The 18,158-nt window shown below is 57.9% G+C and carries 19 protein-coding genes and 1 pseudogene; 10 read left to right on the top strand and 10 right to left on the bottom strand.

Going from position 1 to position 18,158, the window contains the following annotated elements; genetic code table 11:
* Window positions 1–31 precede the first annotated feature (31 nt).
* Window positions 32–499 (bottom strand): TlpA family protein disulfide reductase, encoded by a 468-nt coding sequence (locus ACESMK_RS16900; RefSeq protein ID WP_373001266.1) that lies wholly within the window; start codon window positions 497–499, stop codon window positions 32–34.
* Window positions 500–567: 68 nt separating this feature from the next.
* Here ACESMK_RS16900 and arsC point away from each other — a divergent pair, with 68 nt between their 5' ends.
* From arsC to ACESMK_RS16920, 4 genes are read left to right on the top strand one after another with little or no spacing between them, the layout of a single operon-like run.
* On the top strand, window positions 568–921 hold the full coding sequence (gene arsC, locus ACESMK_RS16905) for an arsenate reductase (glutaredoxin) (protein ID WP_373001268.1): 354 nt from the start codon (window positions 568–570) through the stop codon (window positions 919–921).
* 43 nt (window positions 922–964) lie between these two features.
* The gene (wrbA, locus tag ACESMK_RS16910) at window positions 965–1,570 is read left to right on the top strand and encodes an NAD(P)H:quinone oxidoreductase (protein ID WP_373001270.1); all 606 of its coding nucleotides are present in this window, start codon (window positions 965–967) and stop codon (window positions 1,568–1,570) included.
* A 59-nt stretch (window positions 1,571–1,629) separates the two neighbouring features.
* Window positions 1,630–2,001: a DUF2069 domain-containing protein gene (locus ACESMK_RS16915; RefSeq protein ID WP_373001272.1), complete on the top strand. Its 372-nt coding sequence runs from the start codon at window positions 1,630–1,632 to the stop codon at window positions 1,999–2,001.
* Window positions 2,002–2,021: 20 nt separating this feature from the next.
* Window positions 2,022–3,839, top strand: coding sequence for a GspE/PulE family protein (locus ACESMK_RS16920; protein WP_373001274.1), 1,818 nt, complete (start codon window positions 2,022–2,024; stop codon window positions 3,837–3,839).
* Window positions 3,840–3,845: 6 nt separating this feature from the next.
* On the opposite strand, the gene ACESMK_RS16925 is transcribed toward ACESMK_RS16920, so the two are convergent.
* The 9 genes from ACESMK_RS16925 to smrA form a co-directional block, all read right to left on the bottom strand.
* Complete coding sequence (locus ACESMK_RS16925) at window positions 3,846–4,901, bottom strand: DUF3080 domain-containing protein (protein WP_373001276.1); 1,056 nt, start codon at window positions 4,899–4,901, stop codon at window positions 3,846–3,848.
* A gap of 36 nt (window positions 4,902–4,937) precedes the next feature.
* The gene (gene mtnC / locus ACESMK_RS16930; protein WP_373001277.1) at window positions 4,938–5,630 is read right to left on the bottom strand and encodes an acireductone synthase; all 693 of its coding nucleotides are present in this window, start codon (window positions 5,628–5,630) and stop codon (window positions 4,938–4,940) included.
* Window positions 5,627–6,187 (bottom strand): 1,2-dihydroxy-3-keto-5-methylthiopentene dioxygenase, encoded by a 561-nt coding sequence (locus tag ACESMK_RS16935; RefSeq protein ID WP_373001279.1) that lies wholly within the window; start codon window positions 6,185–6,187, stop codon window positions 5,627–5,629. Before ACESMK_RS16935 ends, mtnC begins: the two co-directional genes overlap by 4 nt.
* The gene (locus tag ACESMK_RS16940) at window positions 6,184–6,810 is read right to left on the bottom strand and encodes a methylthioribulose 1-phosphate dehydratase (protein ID WP_373001281.1); all 627 of its coding nucleotides are present in this window, start codon (window positions 6,808–6,810) and stop codon (window positions 6,184–6,186) included. Before ACESMK_RS16940 ends, ACESMK_RS16935 begins: the two co-directional genes overlap by 4 nt.
* 49 nt (window positions 6,811–6,859) lie before the next feature.
* Window positions 6,860–7,855, bottom strand: coding sequence for an XdhC family protein (locus tag ACESMK_RS16945; protein ID WP_373001283.1), 996 nt, complete (start codon window positions 7,853–7,855; stop codon window positions 6,860–6,862).
* Window positions 7,848–10,052: a xanthine dehydrogenase family protein molybdopterin-binding subunit gene (locus tag ACESMK_RS16950; RefSeq protein ID WP_373001285.1), complete on the bottom strand. Its 2,205-nt coding sequence runs from the start codon at window positions 10,050–10,052 to the stop codon at window positions 7,848–7,850. Before ACESMK_RS16950 ends, ACESMK_RS16945 begins: the two co-directional genes overlap by 8 nt.
* Before the next feature lies 1 nt (window position 10,053).
* Window positions 10,054–10,542 carry a (2Fe-2S)-binding protein gene (locus tag ACESMK_RS16955; protein ID WP_373001287.1) on the bottom strand — a complete coding sequence of 163 codons (489 nt, stop codon included), beginning with the start codon at window positions 10,540–10,542 and terminating at the stop codon, window positions 10,054–10,056.
* An 81-nt stretch (window positions 10,543–10,623) separates the two neighbouring features.
* Window positions 10,624–10,815, bottom strand: a complete 192-nt coding sequence (locus tag ACESMK_RS16960) for a membrane lipoprotein lipid attachment site-containing protein (protein ID WP_373001289.1) — start codon at window positions 10,813–10,815, stop codon at window positions 10,624–10,626.
* A gap of 63 nt (window positions 10,816–10,878) precedes the next feature.
* Window positions 10,879–11,460, bottom strand: a complete 582-nt coding sequence (gene smrA / locus ACESMK_RS16965; protein ID WP_373001291.1) for a DNA endonuclease SmrA — start codon at window positions 11,458–11,460, stop codon at window positions 10,879–10,881.
* A 170-nt stretch (window positions 11,461–11,630) separates the two neighbouring features.
* Between smrA and ACESMK_RS16970 the strand changes: the two genes are divergently transcribed.
* From ACESMK_RS16970 to ACESMK_RS16995, 6 genes and pseudogenes are all read left to right on the top strand, one after another.
* On the top strand, window positions 11,631–13,547 hold the full coding sequence (locus tag ACESMK_RS16970) for a putative nucleotidyltransferase substrate binding domain-containing protein (RefSeq protein ID WP_373001293.1): 1,917 nt from the start codon (window positions 11,631–11,633) through the stop codon (window positions 13,545–13,547).
* A gap of 16 nt (window positions 13,548–13,563) precedes the next feature.
* Window positions 13,564–14,271: a PolC-type DNA polymerase III gene (locus ACESMK_RS16975; RefSeq protein ID WP_373001295.1), complete on the top strand. Its 708-nt coding sequence runs from the start codon at window positions 13,564–13,566 to the stop codon at window positions 14,269–14,271.
* Between the two features lie 213 nt (window positions 14,272–14,484).
* Window positions 14,485–14,748 (top strand): DUF4212 domain-containing protein, encoded by a 264-nt coding sequence (locus ACESMK_RS16980; RefSeq protein WP_250092768.1) that lies wholly within the window; start codon window positions 14,485–14,487, stop codon window positions 14,746–14,748.
* Window positions 14,749–14,754: 6 nt separating this feature from the next.
* Window positions 14,755–16,524 carry a sodium:solute symporter family protein gene (locus ACESMK_RS16985; RefSeq protein WP_373001297.1) on the top strand — a complete coding sequence of 590 codons (1,770 nt, stop codon included), beginning with the start codon at window positions 14,755–14,757 and terminating at the stop codon, window positions 16,522–16,524.
* A 97-nt stretch (window positions 16,525–16,621) separates the two neighbouring features.
* On the top strand, window positions 16,622–17,128 hold the full coding sequence (locus tag ACESMK_RS16990) for a hypothetical protein (protein WP_373001299.1): 507 nt from the start codon (window positions 16,622–16,624) through the stop codon (window positions 17,126–17,128).
* Between the two features lie 52 nt (window positions 17,129–17,180).
* Window positions 17,181–18,158: pseudogene (locus tag ACESMK_RS16995) on the top strand (histidine kinase); the annotation flags it as partial.

Genomic DNA, 18,158 nt, shown 5'->3' on the forward strand with positions numbered 1-18,158 from the left:
CTGCTGTAGAAATTCAGTTTGGGCAGCGGCCTCAGCCGCCGATCACGGCCCGGAGTTCTTCTTCAGTCTGGGGCCCGAAACGGGTTTCCACCACATCGCCTTCCGGATTGATCAGGAACGTGGCCGGCAGAGCAACCGGCAATTTCCAGCCGAACCCGGGGCCGGGGTCGTCCGCCAGCATGGTAAATTCAATGCCCATCCGCTCACCCAGCTCGACCAGGGCATCGCCCGTCACTCCATCGAAATTAACGCCCAGCACGGTGATGTCGGGGGCCTTATCCAGTTCGTTCAGCTCCGGGATTTCCTCAAGGCACGGCTTACACCATTCTGCCCAGTAGTTAACCAACACCCATTGGCCACGCAGGGTGTCCCAATTCAGTTTTGTTCCCTCGGCGCGCTCGAGTTCAATTTTTTCACAGCCTGTCATGGTCAGCACAAGCACAATAAGACTGACCAGGCCAAGCCGGGGCCGGGCACGAAAACAATCAGGGTACTGCACTGGAAAACCTCCTGTTAGACTACCGGCCACAGAAATCGTGGACTCCATTCAGACAACCAGGCACGAAGATGACAGAACCGACCCGGATTTTCCACAACCCGCGCTGCTCGAAATCCCGCCAAACCCTTGAACTGCTTACCGAACGGGGTATTGAACCGGAGATTATACGCTACCTGGAAACACCACCGACAGAGCAGGAGCTAAAGGATATTCTGAACGCCCTGAACCTGCGCCCTCGCGAACTGATGCGCACGAAAGAAAAAGAGTATAAAGAACAGGGCCTGAACAACCCCGACCTCAGCGATGAGCAGTTAATCGCGGCCATGATAGCAACGCCGAAACTGATTGAACGACCCATCGTGATCGCCAACGGCAAAGCAGCCCTTGGCCGTCCACCGGAAAACGTTCTCTCGATTCTGTGAGCCCTTTCCAAGTTCCCGAACCAGATCAGAAGGATCGCTGACGATGTCCGAGCAATTGCCATACATCCTCGTGCTTTTTTATAGCCGCACGGGCCAGACGGCGGAGCTGGCCAGCCAGATCGGCCGTGGCGTGGCGCGGGTGAACGGCATTGAAGCCAGGCTGAGATCGGTACCGCCGGTTTCCCCGGACACCGACGCCTCGCTGCCCGCGGTGCCGGACTCGGGGGCGCCTTACGCCAGCAAATCCGATCTCGCACATTGCGCCGGACTGGCCATCGGTAGCCCTACCCGCTTTGGTAACATGGCCGCACCTCTGAAGCATTTCCTGGACAGCACGGGCGACCTCTGGCTGAGTGGTGCCCTCGAAGGCAAACCCGCCGGCGCCTTTACATCGACCGGCAGCCTTCATGGCGGACAGGAAACCACATTAATGACCATGATGATGCCGCTGCTTCATCACGGCATGGTGATCTGCGGCCTGCCCTACTCGGAGAAAAACCTGAGTGAAACAGAGACCGGCGGCACGCCCTACGGGCCGACACACTGGGCTGGCACGGGCGAACAACAACCACTCAGTGCTCATGAAAAAGCTTTATGCCAGGCCTTTGGCGAGCGGCTTGCCCGGCTCGCACTGAAACTCGCTGACTGATACAGGCGCTGGTGCGAAACGTAATTTTGGTTACTACTTCTCTATCCCGGAAACACACTATGCTGAACAACCCAAAGGCCCGCACCACTGCCCGGGCAACGATCGCGCTCTACATTGGTGTTCTCGCCACGCTTCTGATTACGACCTTCTACCCGGCACCCATAGAAGGCGTTTCGATAACGTTAATGCTGGCCGTAAAGCTGATCCCTCTGCTGGCCTTTGCGGTTCCGGTCTTTCGGGGCCACAATCGGGGCTATATCTGGATGTCGTTCGTGGTGATCTTCTACTTCACCCAGGCCGTGGTTTCCGCCTGGCTCAGCGAGGGTGCTCCCGGGCCGGTCATTCTGACGATATTGACCTTTCTGTTATTCACTGTTGCCATGATTCACCTGAAAGTGAACCGGCCCGTGGCGAACGGAAATACACCCTGAATACCTGGATCTGACCGTATATGGCTGACACAAGCAACTCCGGAACCGTGCAGCGGCCACCCGCGCCGCCCAGAAGCACCCTGACCCTGAGAGATGTTTGCACTGCGCTTGTGACCAGTGGAGAAATCAGCCAGGAAGACGCCGAACGGGTGCTCTCGGCCAATCTCGGCGCGGCCTCCGGCGAAGGACAGAAGGGCAAACGCCATCCACTGGAACTGGTGGCCATTGCCGCGCTTACCAGCCAGAAGAGCGGCCGCACCCTCGATCTGGATCGGCTGACCCACTGGCTGGCCGATTGGGCCGGGCAACCCTATTACCATATTGATCCTCTGAAGATCGACACGCCCGCCATTGCCCGGGTGATGTCTTACGCCTTTGCCCAACGCCACGGCATTCTGGCGGTAGAGATCGGCTCTGAAGAGGTGCTGATCGCCAGCACTGAGCCGTTCAAGAGCGACTGGGTGCAAAACCTTCAGCAGGCTGTCCGCAAGGACATCCGTCGCGTTGTCGCCAACCCCGAGGATATCCGCCGGTATACGGTGGAGTTCTATCAGCTGGCCAACTCCGTCAGCAAGGCCAGTGGCAACCAGGGCCCGGGTGTGGCCGGCAACCAGAATTTCGAGCAATTACTGGACCTTGGCGCCAGCGAACATCCGGACGCCAACGACCAGCACGTCGTCAAGATCGTCGACTGGCTGCTGCAGTACGCCTTCGACCAGCGCGCCTCGGACATCCACATTGAGCCTCGCCGAACAGTCACCCAGGTGCGGTTCCGGATCGATGGTGTGCTTCACAACGTTTACGAATTCCCGGAACACGTGGGCGTGGCGGTTACCAGTCGGCTGAAGATCCTTGGCCGTCTGAATGTTGCCGAGAAGCGCCGCCCCCAGGACGGTCGTATCAAGACCCGCAAGCCCGATAATCGCGAGGTGGAACTTCGTCTGGCCACCATGCCGACCGCCTTCGGCGAAAAAATGGTGATGCGGATTTTTGATCCAGACGTGCTGCTCAAGTCCTACGAGCAACTGGGATTCGGCAGGGAAGACCGCCAGCGCTGGCAGGAAATCACCTCCCGCCCCCACGGCATTGTCCTGGTAACCGGGCCGACCGGGTCCGGCAAGACAACAACGCTGTATTCAACCCTGAAGCAGATAGCCTCGCCCGAACTCAACGTCTGCACCATCGAAGATCCCATCGAAATGGTGGAGCCGGCGTTCAACCAGATGCAGGTCCAGACCAACATCGACCTGACCTTTGCCGCAGGCGTGCGGGCCTTGCTCCGGCAGGATCCGGATATCATCATGATTGGCGAGATCCGCGATCTGGAAACCGCAGAGATGGCGGTTCAGGCGGCCCTTACCGGCCATCTGGTGCTCTCCACGCTGCACACCAACGATGCGCCCAGTGCCATTACCCGGATGATGGAACTGGGCATTCCACCTTACCTGATTCGGGCCACGGTACTGGGCGTGATGGCACAACGGCTTGCCCGAACTCTGTGCCCCCATTGCAAGACGCCCGGTCCCGCCGACGAACAGGCCTGGCAAACCCTGACCCGGCCCTGGAAAGCCCCGGTTCCCAAGCAGTTCTATCAGCCCGTGGGTTGCCTGGAATGCCGGAACACCGGGTATCTTGGCCGGGCCGGGGTTTATGAAATCATGACGCTCTCAGGCCCCTTGCTGCGACAGATTACCGATCACTGCGAACTGGAACAGCTCAGATTGGACGCCTACAAGGAAGGTATGAAATCCCTGCGCCTGAGTGGCGCGCAGAAAGTGGCCGCCGGCCAGACCACGGTGGAGGAAATCCTGCGGGTAACGCCGGAGAGTCAACGCTGAGCAGGGTCAGGCCCCGGGGCGCAACCCGCACTGCCCGAGCAATTCCTGCCAGGCTCTGGTGTGCGCCATCATGGCCATGTCCAGCTCCCGCCAGAGACTAACCTGGGCGTCCTGCGAAAGATGGCGCTCGTACCATCCGGTAAAACTCTCCGGCATGATCTCTTCCTGAACTCTGGCCAGCCGCTCGAACGGCTCAATAAGTGCAACCCGTCCCTGGGTTACCGCGCTCATGTAAGGCTGAATCTTTTCGATGTACACGTTGAAGAACATGTTCTGCACAATATCCGACTGGTTATTGGGCTTGCCATCGAGACACAGGGGGCGACCGTCGATTCTTTGCCTGAGCAATTTTGTCCCGTCCTGCAGCCGTGCGGTCAAAAGAAGTGCGCTGTTGATCAACTGGCCGGCGCGGTATTCCGCTTGCCAGCGCTGATGAACGTCGCCGGCAAAATCGAGGGACACCGCCAGGTCTTCCGAGTACAAAAGAGCAACGACTGCGTTCAGGCTCTCGATATCAAGAGCCAGATCAGATACGGGGTTGCCCTCTGGCGCAACCGGATAATAGCCCTTGGCCAGGGTGAACAGTCTTTCAATTTCTTCGACGCCCCAGGTGGCATTCCAGATCGCAATGGGCAGGGATTCAAGTTTGCTGTCGATAGCACCCGCGAGCTCTTCAGAGAATTCTTCATCCTCTATGTCCGGCAGACAGTCCCGGGCGGCCTGAATGAACCGGATTTCATAGCGCAGACGGTTAAGGGGCTGCATAACCCGTCCCATCACCGAGTTTTTCTCACCAACCACGTACTGAAGCTCACAGCCGTACAGAGACAGAAAATCCAGCATTCCCATGTCCAGCTCTGGCATGGTGAGCACTCGGTCACGGCGACGGGGTAGCTGATTCGCGGAATCGATTTCGGACAACTCGGGATCGGTTTCCAGAACCCGGGCCACCCGCTCCACGTATTCATCCATCATGGGGCGGGCATCAGAGAACGGATTGCAACCTGCAAGAAATACCGCCAGAACCGGAGTGGCGATTCTGAAAAGTCCGATTCCTGGCATCAGGTCCTCCTGCATTGGCGGGACAGAGCCCCAGGCTTAGCGCTTTTGCAGCAGGGCATCAACCTCCGCGAAATCACGGGCGACGAAACGTTCGGTTTCCGGCAGATCGCCCTCGCGGACAAGCCAGGCGGTCTGCATGCCTGCTTCTTCAGCTGCCTCAAGCTCGGCTTCCACATCAGACAGGAATAGCACCGTGCCCGCTTCCACACCCAGCTCCGACAGAATATTGCGGTATGAGGCCGCCTCTTTCTTGCCACCGATACGGGTATCAAAGTAGCCGGAGAAGAACGGCGTAAAGTCGCCCTCCGTGGTGAAACCGAAAATCAGTTTCTGGGCCTTGACCGACCCTGAGGAGTATACGAACAAACGCAGACCCCGATCATGCCAGCGTTGCAGGTAATCGGCTGCATCGGCATAAATATGCCCCTTCAGCTCTCCCTGTTGGTATCCCTGCTCCCAGACCATACCTTGAAGTGCCTTCAGGGAGGTCTCCTTGCGATCTTCGTTGATCCAGGTTTTCAGTACCCCGATCAGCCCCTCAACATCCTCCCTATCGACACCGGACACCTCCGCAACAGCATCCAGCTGCTCGGAAACAGCGGGGTTGTCCTGCTGCTGGTCACGGACAAAGCCCGGCAGATGCTCGCTGGCGTAGGGGAACAGGACATCGTGGACAAACGAGATGGAACTGGTGGTCCCTTCGATGTCCGTCAGTACGACCCGGATCATTCCGACGCTCCCGCCAGCGCCTCATAACGGGGCAACCGGCCGGCGATGTCTTCACCGGTAAAATCGGCGACCCAGCCTTCAGGGTTGGTGAACAGGCGAATACAGGTGAATTCGGGCTCCGGGCCCATATCAAACCAGTGGCGCGTACCATCCGGCACACTGATCAGATCGTTCTTCTGGCACAACACGGCAAACACCTCGTTGCCGAAGTGCAGGTAGAACAGGCCCTGACCACGCACAAAGAAACGGACCTCATCCTCGCTGTGAGTGTGCTCATCGAGGAACTTCTGTCGGAACGCCTCTTTCTGAGGGTTGTCCGGATTCAGGCTAATCACATCGGCAGTCTGAAAGCCGCATTCTTCTTTCAGTTTCGAAACTTCATCGTTGTAAGCATCGAGGATGTCTTCCTGGGATGCGTCCGAAGGCAGATCCCTGGTTGGCCATTGCTCAAAGCGCACCCCCTGGCGGGCCAGGATGTCACGAATCTCCGCGGGGTTCTCGGTAACCTTCTTTGCCGTCTCAGGCTGGCTCTGGTCAAAAATACTCAGGGTAGTCATGGGCGGACCCTCATGGTTTCAAGCTCACATTCAAACAGGAATTCAAAAGCCTCGACATGGCGCAGGCAATCGGCCATGGTTTTGCCCCAGGTGTACAGGCCATGGCCACGAATCAGATAACCGGGCTGCTCGGGGTGATCCTGGAACCACACCCGGGTCTGCTCCGCCAGCGCGTCGATGTCCTGGGTGTTGTCGAACACCGGAACGGTCAGTACCGATTCGTGGGTGTCGACGCCGGTAAACGCCTTTTGCAATTCGTAGCCCTCCAGCGACAACGGCTGGCCGGGTTCCAGCAGGCGACTGAGAACCGTTGCCTTCACCGAGTGCGTGTGAAGCACCGCACCGACCTCCGGAAAGACCTCGTACAACACGGTATGCAACCGGGTTTCCGCAGAGGAGCGACAGTCACTCTGTACCGGTTGACCGGCGAGATCCACCACCATGACATCACCCGCCCCCAGTTTACCCTTATGGCGGCCGGAAACCGTTATGGCAATGTGTTCCGCATCTATGCGGGCCGAGTAATTGCTGCTGGTGGCCGGCGACCAGCCCTGCTGGTAAAGGAAACGGCCGGCCTCGACAATGGCTTCCGCAGCAACGGCGTATCGGGTTACATCAAACACGAGTTCTCTCCAGGGTTTCAGAGTGTTTTCAACACTCCCCTCGGCGCCATTATAGGGACGAAGCGGCGCCCCGCAAATGGTGCCGGGCGGCAATCAGATCGGCGACAATGGAGATAGCAATTTCTGCCGGAGTCTTACTCGGAATATCGACGCCAATGGGCGCCCGCAGACGGTCCAGCGCGGCCTTTTCCAGTCCCAGGGAAGCGAGTCGTTCCCGCCGGGCTTCCGAGGTTTTCCGGGAACCCATGGCGCCGATGTAAAAAGCCCTGGAGTGAAGGGCCGCAAGCAGGCCCATATCGTCGATACGAGGATCATGGGCCAGAGCCAGGATGCCGGACCAGGTATCGCCGAACTCCGTCGCAATCAGATCGTCGGGCAGGCGGCGATCCAGTGGAATCTGATCATAACTCCAGCCAGCCGCAAAGATTTCCCGTGGTTCACAGAGGGTAACGGCAAAATCCGCAGCCGTTGCGAACTCCCAAACGTATCGGGCAACCTCACCGGCACCAATCAGCAATAGCCGGCATTCAGGTTGCAGGCCATGAAGAAGCTGCTCGCCATCAAAGCGAACCGGGTTACGCTCCCGGGATACAGAGTAGTCCAGGGTCGCAGTACCTTTCAAAGGCACGCGACGAACAACCGGCTGACGCCTCTCAAGGGCATCCGCCAGCGCCCGGACATGATCCAGCCCTGCATCGCCAACCAGCGGTTCAACAAGAAGCCGGATCCGTCCACCACAGGGCAGCTGGAACTGATCCCGGTCATCATCGGTAATCCCATAATCCACAAAGACGGGATGGCCAGCCCCGTTTTCCGCGGTGCGTCGGAGCAGGTCTTCTTCCAGACAGCCGCCAGACACCGAGCCGCTCCAGTGACCGGATTCTGAAATCGCCAGCCAGGAGCCTACCGGTCGCGGGGAGGAACCCCAGGTCTCGACGATGGTGCAGAGCCAGGCCCGCTGACCCAGCCCCAGCCAGTCAGACAATGTATCCAGCACAGCCTGACGGCCCGTAACGACCGATTGAGCGACCGGTAAATCAGACATCTGCTTTCAACGGCAGGCTGCGCTGGCGCTTGCCGGTGAGCGCGAACAGGGCATTACCCAGAGCCGGGATGACCGGCGGCACTCCCGGCTCGCCAACGCCAGTGGGCGTTTCGGCGCTCTCAACAATGTCTACCAGCACGTCTGGACGTTCGTACTGCCGCATCAGCGGGTAGTCGTGGAAGTTACTCTGCTGGACCTCGCCGTTCTCCAGGGTGATTTCCCCATGGAGCGCCGCCGTCAGCCCGAACAGGATACCGCCTTCAATCTGGTCTTCCACGATACGCGGATTCACGACCTGGCCACAGTCGACCGAACAGGCCACCTTGTAAACCCGAATGGCACCATTCTCGATACCCGCTTCCACCACCTGCGCAACGTAAGTGCCGAAGCTCCGGAACAAAGCGAGCCCTCGGGCCCGGCCCTCTGTTACAGGTGAGTTCCAGTCGGCAAGCCGGGCAACCCGTTCAAGCACTTCCAGGTGCCTTGGCTCATGGGCAATCAGCTCGCGCCGGAACTGGTAGGGATCCGCCCCCGCTTCGTGGGCAAGCTCGTCCATGAAAGTTTCAACGGCAAAGCCGTTGTGGGAATACCCGACTGACCGCCACCAGGTAATGGGAATGCCGGGGTCTGTGTGAGTATGCCGGATATCAATGTTGGCCACCCGGTAGGGATACTCGATAGCACCCTCGATCGCCGAGATATCTTTCGGTGTGGCGATGCCTTCGGCCATCAGGCCCACCCTGCCCAATGTGTCGTACATGAATTTTGGCGCCCAGGGATACTGGGCCGGCGCGGCATTGCGAACATACCAGTCGAGAATCTGGGGCCCTACGATCTGGTGGTGCCACCCGGTCAGCTCGCCGCCAGAGAGGCTGGCCTTCATCCGGTGCAGCATCGCCGGACGATAGAGGTCATGACGGGTATCTTCTTCCCGGGACCAGATCACTTTGACCGGCCGCCTGACCCGATAAGCCACGGCAGCTGCTTCCTCGATGTAATCCTGGGTCAGGCGACGGCCAAACCCGCCACCGAGAAAGGTGGTGTTGAGGGTGATATCGTCAGGCCCGAGATCGGTCGCCCTGGCGGCTGCAATCCGGCCAAGGTCCGGCGCCTGGGTGGGGGCCCACACTTCCATCCGGTTGTCACGATACCAGGCTGTCGCGTTCATGGGCTCCAGGGTGGCGTGGGCCAGGTAGGGCTGGGCGTACTCGGCTTCCACTATCCTGTCGCTCGCCTCCATGGCGGTGGTCACGCTGCCTTCGCTACGCTCGGACTCACCGGGATCGTCATCGGCCGCGCAACGATACGACTCAAACACATCGTCCGTGGACAGAGCCAACGCGTCCGAAAAGTCCCAGTCGACGGTCAGTGCCTCCTGGGCTTTCCGGGCACGCCAGTATTTGTCCGCAACAACGGCAACACCGCGCTCGATCTCAAACACGTCCAATACCCCGGTCATCCCCCGGACCTCATCACCGTTAAAGCCGCGAACCCGGCCTCCGCGACGGGGCGCCCGGGAAATCACCCCATACACCATGTCCGGAAGGTCGACATCAATACCGTAGACCGCCGTTCCCGTTGACTTGGCACGGGCATCCAGCTTGCCCCCTTGCTTGCCTATATACTTCCATTCGCTCCGTGGCTTGAGGGCAATGTCACCGCGCACCACCTCTTTCGAAGCCAGTTCCACCAGCTTTCCATAGGCCATCGAGTCAATGCCGTTGGGGTGAACAACCCTTCCCTCGCTGGCATGGCATTCTGTCGCATCGACCTTCCAGACCCGGGCGGCAGCCATAACCAGCATCTGCCTCGCTTCGGCGCCGGCCATTCGCAGGGGTTCCCAACTGGTTGCGATACTGGTACTGCCGCCGGTGAGCTGAAGTTTATACAGGGGGTTCCGGTACTCAGGCGCAACCGGCGCGAATCGGGGCGTAATCCGCTCTGGCTGCACTTCCAGCTCTTCGGCGATCAGCGTCGTCAATCCGGTATAGGTCCCCTGCCCCATTTCTACACGGGCCAGAGTGAAGAAGATCTCATCATCCGCTGTCAGCTCCAGCCAGGCATCGGGTCGCCATTGGCCCGTGTCGGGCTCATAGCCTGTTCGGATTCCGGCACACCCCGGCAACGTCATTGAAATCATGAGACTGCCTGAGGCGCCGGCACTGACCTTGAGGAAATTCCGTCGGTTCATGAGCATGTTACGCCTCCCGGACCGGCGTGATGCCCGACGACTCGTCGCCAGCCACCGATTCCACGGCTGCAATGATCCGGGAGTAGGTTCCACATCGGCACAGATTGCCTGTCATGGCCGCCACAATGTCTTCCCGCGACGGGGCCGGATTATTGGCCAGTAGATGAGCTGCACTCATGATCTGGCCAGACTGGCAGTAGCCGCATTGCGGAACGCCGTGCTCAATCCAGGCTTCCTGAAGAGCGTGAAGGCGACCACCTTCGCTTAAACCTTCAATCGTGACGACCTGGCCACCGGCGGCCATCTCAACGGGCGTCGAGCAGGAACGCACGGGCTGACCATTCAGGTGCACCGTGCAGGCGCCGCAAAGGCCGGCGCCGCAACCGAATTTGGTTCCCTTTAGCCCCAGCTCATCCCGCAATACCCACAAAAGTGGCGTATCACCTTCAATATCCAGCGATCGCTCGTCGCCATTAACTGTCAGGCTCAAGGCCATGCCCACTCTCTCCTGTTGTGTCTCCGGCCTTGTTGCCGGTTTTTTGTTGTTCCGGCCGCACCTGCGGCAGATGCTCAGAGTTTATCTGACGACTTCTTCGCCATCCTTGTTAACCCAGATCTTGCGTTCACCGGATTCCATCTTGCCTTTCGAGTCCCAGACTTCCCGATCCGTTGTAGCTTCTTTAACCTTGCCATTGTCATTCCAGATCACTCGGTCCTTACAACCCGCCAGTGCCAGTACTGCAAACAGAACCAATACAATTTTCTTCACGACGATAACCTCCGTTCAGCCGCCCTGGCGGCTCTTGTTGAAAGGTGCCTGGAATTGAAGCCACTAGCGGCTTCCATGAAGTTCACGATTGTGCTGCTTGTCCCGTTCACTTTTTCGCACCATGACATAAACAGCGCCGGTCCCACCATGGTGTTTTTGGGCCGAATGGAACGCCAGAACGTCGTCCAGCTCTGGTAGCCACTTGGCAAGGTAACTCTTGAGCTGGGCTATACCGTCCGGATTGCGCTCGCCCTTACCGTGAAGAATGATCACAGAACGCAAACCATAGCGCACACAATCACCGATAAACCTGAACACTTCGCGTCGGGACTGCTCAACGGTCATCCGATGCAGATCCAGGCGGGCTTCAATGGGATACTGGCCGAGCCTGAGCTTGCGAAACACACCGTGCTGGATGCCCGGACGCTGCCAACTCAGTACATCATGAGCCGTGAGAGGCTCGACCATATCGGACGTCAGGGGATTTGCATCTCTCACCGGTGTCTCGACAGCCGCCCTCTGACGCTCAAGATGGCCTGGCGTCAGTTCGCGAGGCGTCGATACCTCGGCCCGATTGGGCTTGCGGATACGCCGGACGTCTTTCATTTCCTCAAGGAAGCTGAGGCGTTCTTCTTTGGTAGTCATGGCATTACAATTAATGACCTGTTTCAGGTGACGACTTTACCACCCGGCCCCCTGGCCTTAAAGAAAACTGACCTATGTCAGGCTGTCTGCGACGAAAATCGTAGGGCGACAGAGGGTTTGGCTACACTACACTTCAGTCAGAAAATAATAACCAGCGAGCGACGACGGACATGGCCTCAGCAAACCAGGAAAACGACCGCCCCCAGAACATCCGCGCAATTATGACCTTTCTGCGGGAACACGCGCCGTTTTCCAGCATGGACGACTCGCATCTGGCGCACTTCGCCGAGAACGCCTCAATACAGTTCTACGCCGACGGCGATGTTGTCCTGTCGCCGGACCAGGGCGTTGTCAAACGATTTTACGTGGTCAAACAGGGACGGATTCGCGGCGAGCGCCACAACGATAAGGAAGACCGCACCGAAACGACCTTCGAAATCAGCCAGGGGGAGTGCTTTCCGCTCGCCGCGATGATTGGTGAACGCCCAACCAGGACCCTGCACAGGGCCTCTGGCGATACTTTTTGCCTCAGCATCGGCCAGACAGCATTCGTTACCCTGTTTTCGGAAAGTGAGCCTTTCCGGGATTTCTGCCTGCGAGGTGTCAGCAGCCTGCTCGACCAGGTAAACCGACGAATCCAGTCCAGCGCCATGGCGTCCATGGGCTCCAGCACATCCCTGGACACCCCGCTGGAACGCTACGCCCTGCGGAACCCGATCGTGTGCTCACCCGACCTGCCGGTACGCAAGGCCGTGGCCCGCATGCACGAAAACAATGTCGGCAGCATCATTATCACGGACGAAAACCGCCACCCAACCGGGATTTTCACCCTTCGGGACCTCCGGACCATGGTCGCCGAGAGCACAGGCCCGCTGGACACGCCGATACAGCAGGTAATGACGAAGAATCCATGCTGCCTGCCATCCCACGCCGATGCCTTTGAGGCAGCCATGCTGATGGCGGAACATCATTTCGCCCACCTGTGCGTCATCGACGATGACCGCAAGTTGATTGGTGTGGTTTCAGAGCGAGACCTGTTCTCCCTGCAGCGGGTGGATCTGGTTAACCTTGCCCGTACCATTGGCACAGCCACTCACCTGCGCACCCTGGTGAGTCTGAGAACGGATGTCTCGCGGCTGGTGGATGCCATGCTCGCCCATGGGGCCGATTCCGGGCAGGTGGTGAAGATCATCACCACACTCAATGACGTCACTGTCCGGCGGGTTCTTGAACTGAACATCAAGAAGAACGATCCGGGCATTCCCTTTACCTGGCTGACGTTCGGTAGCGAGGGGCGTCAGGAACAGACCCTGCTGACCGATCAGGACAATGGCATCCTGTTCCAGACCCCGAAGGGCATGACCGAGGACGAGGTGCGCGAGAAACTGCTGCCCTTTGCCCGGCGGGTTAACGACGAACTGGCAGAATGCGGCTTTACCCTGTGCAAGGGCAACATCATGGCCAGCAATCCCAAGCTCTGCCTCAGCGACAGGGAATGGGACGACTGGTTTATCCGGTTTATTGACGCATCCACACCCCAGAACCTGGTTTATTCGTCCATTTTTCTCGATATGAGGGCCATTTATGGCCCGACGGAACCCCTGCATGACCTTCTGGACAAAGTCCTGTCCCGGATCCGCAAGAACGCGCTGTTCCAGAAAATGCTCGCAGGCAACGCCTTCCAACGGAAACCGCCGCTGACCATGTTCCGCAACTTCCGCTATATCTCTGAGGGCAAGAAACACTCACTGGACCTCAAGCGCCAGGGCCTGGCCCCGTTCGTGGAGGCGGTGAGGGTCTTTGCCCTGGCTAACGGCGTTGAAACAGCAAACACCCTGGAACGTATGGATGAGCTGGCCAAAAAAGGCGTTTTTGACCCCAAGGATGCCAATGCCTGGAAAGAAGGATACAGCCTGATTCAGGCAATCCGGATGCGGGCCCACCAGGAGATGCTCGCAAAAGGGGAAGAACTGACCAACTACATTGATCCCGATGATCTGAACCCGCTCGACCGTCGAATCCTGCGGGAATCGTTCAGACAGGCGCAGCGGTTGCAGCAAAAACTCGAAGTTACCTACCAACTCTGACCTTCAGGCGCGAGATATGCTGGAACAGATCAAACAATGGATTGAGCATCGCCGGGGCGGGAAGATAGGCAACCATGATCCCGGCAATCTGCCAAACCCGAAAACACCGGGTGAACAGCTGCTTTCAGATTGCCGCCTGATTGTGCTGGATCTGGAAACCACCGGGCTGAACGCCACAAAGGATGAAGTTATCGCCATCGGTGCTGTCGCCATCCGGGGTGGCATCATCCACCTGGGTGATCAGTTCGATCTGATCCTGCGTCGGCCAGAGCTCGATATTCGCGAAACCGTGCTGATTCACGGAATCGGCCCGGAAGCCCTGACCCAGGGGCACGAAATTGAAGACGCGCTGCTGTACCTTCTGGAATGGATGAACGGCGATCCGATTCTCGCCTACCATTCGGCCTTCGATCAGAAATTTCTGGAAAAGACCCTGAAGGCGCAACTGGGGTATACACAGTCCCACATCTGGATGGACGTCGCAGACCTGATGCCTGCGTTTTTCCCCAACACGAAAACCGGCGGCAAAGGACTCGACAACTGGGCGGATTATTTCGACCTTGAAGTCAGTGAACGGCATCACGCTGCCTCCGATGCCCTTGCCACAGCCGAACTCACCCTGATAGCCCTCAACAAGGCCCGGGCGGAGGGGATAAAAACCCTGAAGGGGCTTTACGACAAGCTTCATTACCACCGTCGGCTACAAAACATGCATCGCTACTGAATCGATGCCGGGCGAGACGTCCCGGAAATAGACCGACGTCACGCCAAATTACTGAGAATTAGACCTTTTGCCAATATCTATCTATCGCTTGACCAGTAAAGTCAGTAGGGACAACTAGTCGGAGAAGTACTTATATGAATAATAAATTCTCTACAACCAACACTTCACAGAAAACCCACCCAACCTCCACAACAAAAAGACAGGAGTGATCCTATGTCAGGTCATGACTACGATGCTGTGAATTACTGGAAGGCGAACCTTCGCCTGATATTCGGGAGCCTGATCGTATGGGCCCTGGTATCCTATGGCTTTGCGATACTGCTTCGCCCCATGCTCGCCGGCATACCTATTGGCGGAACCGACCTCGGGTTCTGGTTCGCCCAACAGGGTTCGATTCTTACCTTCATCGCGCTGATCTTTCATTACGCCTGGCGTATGAACCGGCTCGATGAAAAATTCGACGTGCATGAGGAGTAAGCTCGAATGGACCAGTTTATAATCAACCTGTTATTCGTTGGCGGTTCATTCGCCCTCTATATCGGTATCGCCATCTGGGCGAAGGCCGGTAGTACAAGTGACTTCTACGTCGCGGGTGGCGGCGTTCACCCCATCACCAACGGTGCGGCGATCGGTGCTGACTGGATGTCCGCGGCATCCTTTATCTCCATGGCGGGCCTGATTGCCGCCGGCGGTTACGCCAACTCAACCTTCCTGATGGGCTGGACCGGTGGTTACGTACTGCTGGCCATGCTGCTTGCCCCTTACCTGCGTAAGTTCGGCAAGTTTACGGTTCCGGAGTTTATCGGTGACCGTTTCTACAGCAGGAATGCGCGGTTTGTGGCCGTGGCCTGTCTGATTGTGGCGTCAGTGACCTACGTAATCGGCCAGATGGCCGGTGCCGGTGTTGCGTTCTCCCGCTTCCTGGAAGTGGACTCAACCATGGGTCTGATCATCGCTGCGGTCGTGATCTTCATCTACGCGGTTCTCGGTGGTATGAAAGGCATCACCTATACCCAGGTGGCCCAGTACTGCGTTCTGATCATTGCCTACACCATTCCTGCGGTGTTCATCTCACTGCAACTGACCGGCAATCCGATCCCGCCGCTGGGTCTGTTTTCTACCCACGTAGAGTCTGGCGTACCACTGCTGGAGAAACTGGACCAGATCATTACCGAGCTTGGCTTCCAGGACTACACCGCTGACGTGGACAATAAACTGAACATGGTTCTGTTTACCCTGTCGCTGATGATCGGTACTGCCGGTCTGCCGCACGTCATCATCCGCTTCTTCACCGTACCCAAGGTTGCAGACGCACGCTGGTCCGCCGGCTGGGCACTGGTCTTCATCGCCCTGCTGTACCTGACAGCACCTGCCGTTGCTTCCATGGCTCGACTGAACCTGATGACCACCATCTACCCCGATGGTGTCGATGGTCAGGCCATTGAGTATGACGAGCGGCCACAGTGGATTCAGGAATGGGAAGTAACCGGCCTGATCCAGTTCGAGGACAAAAACAACGACGGCCGCATCCAGTTCTATAACGAGGGTAATGCGGAATTCGCAGAAGAAGCCGAAGCCAGAGGCTGGCAAGGCAACGAGTTCACCTACAACAACGATATCCTGGTTCTGGCCAACCCGGAGATTGCCAACCTGCCAGGCTGGGTCATCGGCCTGATTGCAGCCGGCGGTCTTGCTGCCGCATTGTCGACAGCGGCTGGTCTGTTGCTGGCGATATCGTCCGCGGTGAGTCACGACCTGATCAAGGGTGGTTTCAATCCGAACATCTCGGAGAAGGGGGAGCTACTGGCAGCGCGTATCTCAATGGCCGTTGCCATTGTGCTGGCCACCTATCTGGGCGCCAACCCTCCAGGGTTCGCGGCGCAGGTGGTGGCTCTGGCCTTCGGTATCGCGGCAGCCTCGCTGTTCCCGGCGCTGATGATGGGTATCTTCTTCAAGCGCATCAACAACGTTGGCGCCATCTCGGGTATGTTGGCTGGGCTGGGTGCAACCCTGGTCTACATCTTTATCTTCCTGGGCTGGTTCTTCATCCCTGGAACCAACAACCTGGCCAACACTCCGGATAACTGGCTGCTGGGTATTTCCCCGCTGTCGTTCGGTGCGGTTGGTGCAATCATCAACTTTGCGGTAGCCTTTGCGGTCTCTCATGCGACCGAAGAGCCGCCCGTTGAGATTCAGGAACTGGTCGAAAGCGTTCGGTACCCACGCGGTTCCGGCAAAGCGACTGACCACTAAGCAACACATCAGCCAACGACAGATGAGAATCTGACTGGCTGAACCTGAACGGGCTTCCTCCTTGGGGAAGCCCGTTTTTTTTCGAGGAAACAATCTTATGTTCTGGACTTTTGTGGCGACAGTGTTCTGTGGTCTCGGCGCCGCCGGTATCGCCCTCGGCATACGTGCCATCACCCGCAAGAAAGCGCCCAAGTGGATTATTCCGGTATTCGCCGGCGCGGGCATGCTGGGTTACCTGATTTACATGGAGTACACCTGGTTTGATCTCAAGCAGACGCAGCTCCCGGAAGAGGCCATCGTGGTCAGTACCGAAGAATATGGCGCGCCCTGGCGACCCTGGGCCTATGTGGTCCCGCAGGTAACGGCATTTACTGTTCTGGATACCAACAGCGTTACCCGGGATAACCCGGAGCAGAATATCGTCCGCTTCAGCCTTTACCGCTTCGAGCAGTCCTATACGGATGCGGTGTCGCAAAAAATGTATCTACTAAACTGTGACACCCGGGAGCTGGTTCCTCTCAAGAGCGAAAAAAGTCTCGATACCAGCGCACTCCGAACATTGTCCGAAGACGACCAATTGCTGGAGCTTGCCTGCGAACGGTAGTTCCGTGTACCAGGCCTGACGTCTGTTCATCATATTTTGGGAAAGCCTCTTTATGCTCAGCGGCTGGCTGTTAGTCCTCATATCGATCACCTATATCTCGCTGTTGTTTGCCATTGCCTGGGCAGGTGACCGACATCCCGGGCTGTATCGCCGGCGTTGGGCAAGAACCCACATCTACGCCCTTTCCCTCGCCGTTTATTTCACTTCCTGGACCTTCTACGGTGCCGTGGGGCGGGCTACCCAGGAAGGACTCGGCTTCCTGCCCATCTACCTGGGCCCCCTGCTGGTGTTTGTTTTCGGTGCGCCCTTGCTGCGCCGCATCATCTATATCAGCAAGCGCAATAACAGCACTTCCATTGCCGATTTCGTCGCTTCCCGGTACGGCAAATCCCAGCTACTGGCTGCAATGATTGCAACTTTTGCCCTGATCGGCAGTGTTCCCTACATAGCCCTGCAGCTGAAAGCCATTGCCATGGGTTTCAACGTGCTTTCGGAAACCGGCACCGGCTATGAGGAACTAAGCACTGCGGCCTGGAATGATTCCGCCTGGTATATCACTCTGGCCCTGGCGGTATTCACCGTTTTGTTTGGCACCAGACATCTGGAATCCACCGAGCATCATCGGGGCATGATTCAGGCCGTGGCCTTCGAGTCACTGATCAAACTTGTGGCCTTCGTCGCCGTCGGCCTGTTTGTTGGCTATGGGCTTTACGGCGGATTCGGTGACCTGTTTGACCGTGCAAAAGACGCTGACCTGATAGGCACCCTCACCACGGATGGAATTGAGGCGCCGGCATTTATCACCCAAACGCTCATCGCAATGCTTGCGATCATCTGTCTGCCCCGACAGTTTCATGTCATGGTGGTCGAGAATACCGATCATCGGGACTTCGAGATTGCCCGCTGGGCCATGCCGATATACCTGATCGTCGCCAGCGCCTTTGTGCTTCCCATCGCCGCCGCGGGCCTGCTCTCACCAGAGGCCTCGGCCGGTAACCCTGACATTCTGATTCTCCAGTTACCCATCATG

It is taken from the genome of Marinobacter sp. (assembly GCF_041687235.1).
Classification (GTDB): Bacteria; Pseudomonadota; Gammaproteobacteria; order Pseudomonadales; family Oleiphilaceae; genus Marinobacter.

What these genes read in the sequence shown, in the direction of transcription:
- arsC (WP_373001268.1), top strand. Translation starts at nt 568, where the DNA reads ATGACAGAACCGACCCGGATTTTCCACAACCCGCGCTGCTCGAAATCC.
- wrbA (WP_373001270.1), top strand. Translation starts at nt 965, where the DNA reads ATGTCCGAGCAATTGCCATACATCCTCGTGCTTTTTTATAGCCGCACG.
- ACESMK_RS16915 (WP_373001272.1), top strand. Translation starts at nt 1,630, where the DNA reads ATGCTGAACAACCCAAAGGCCCGCACCACTGCCCGGGCAACGATCGCG.
- ACESMK_RS16920 (WP_373001274.1), top strand. Translation starts at nt 2,022, where the DNA reads ATGGCTGACACAAGCAACTCCGGAACCGTGCAGCGGCCACCCGCGCCG.
- ACESMK_RS16925 (WP_373001276.1), bottom strand. Translation starts at nt 4,901, where the DNA reads ATGCCAGGAATCGGACTTTTCAGAATCGCCACTCCGGTTCTGGCGGTA.
- mtnC (WP_373001277.1), bottom strand. Translation starts at nt 5,630, where the DNA reads ATGATCCGGGTCGTACTGACGGACATCGAAGGGACCACCAGTTCCATC.
- ACESMK_RS16935 (WP_373001279.1), bottom strand. Translation starts at nt 6,187, where the DNA reads ATGACTACCCTGAGTATTTTTGACCAGAGCCAGCCTGAGACGGCAAAG.
- ACESMK_RS16945 (WP_373001283.1), bottom strand. Translation starts at nt 7,855, where the DNA reads ATGTCTGATTTACCGGTCGCTCAATCGGTCGTTACGGGCCGTCAGGCT.
- ACESMK_RS16950 (WP_373001285.1), bottom strand. Translation starts at nt 10,052, where the DNA reads ATGCTCATGAACCGACGGAATTTCCTCAAGGTCAGTGCCGGCGCCTCA.
- ACESMK_RS16955 (WP_373001287.1), bottom strand. Translation starts at nt 10,542, where the DNA reads ATGGCCTTGAGCCTGACAGTTAATGGCGACGAGCGATCGCTGGATATT.
- smrA (WP_373001291.1), bottom strand. Translation starts at nt 11,460, where the DNA reads ATGACTACCAAAGAAGAACGCCTCAGCTTCCTTGAGGAAATGAAAGAC.
- ACESMK_RS16970 (WP_373001293.1), top strand. Translation starts at nt 11,631, where the DNA reads ATGGCCTCAGCAAACCAGGAAAACGACCGCCCCCAGAACATCCGCGCA.
- ACESMK_RS16975 (WP_373001295.1), top strand. Translation starts at nt 13,564, where the DNA reads ATGCTGGAACAGATCAAACAATGGATTGAGCATCGCCGGGGCGGGAAG.
- ACESMK_RS16980 (WP_250092768.1), top strand. Translation starts at nt 14,485, where the DNA reads ATGTCAGGTCATGACTACGATGCTGTGAATTACTGGAAGGCGAACCTT.
- ACESMK_RS16985 (WP_373001297.1), top strand. Translation starts at nt 14,755, where the DNA reads ATGGACCAGTTTATAATCAACCTGTTATTCGTTGGCGGTTCATTCGCC.
- ACESMK_RS16990 (WP_373001299.1), top strand. Translation starts at nt 16,622, where the DNA reads ATGTTCTGGACTTTTGTGGCGACAGTGTTCTGTGGTCTCGGCGCCGCC.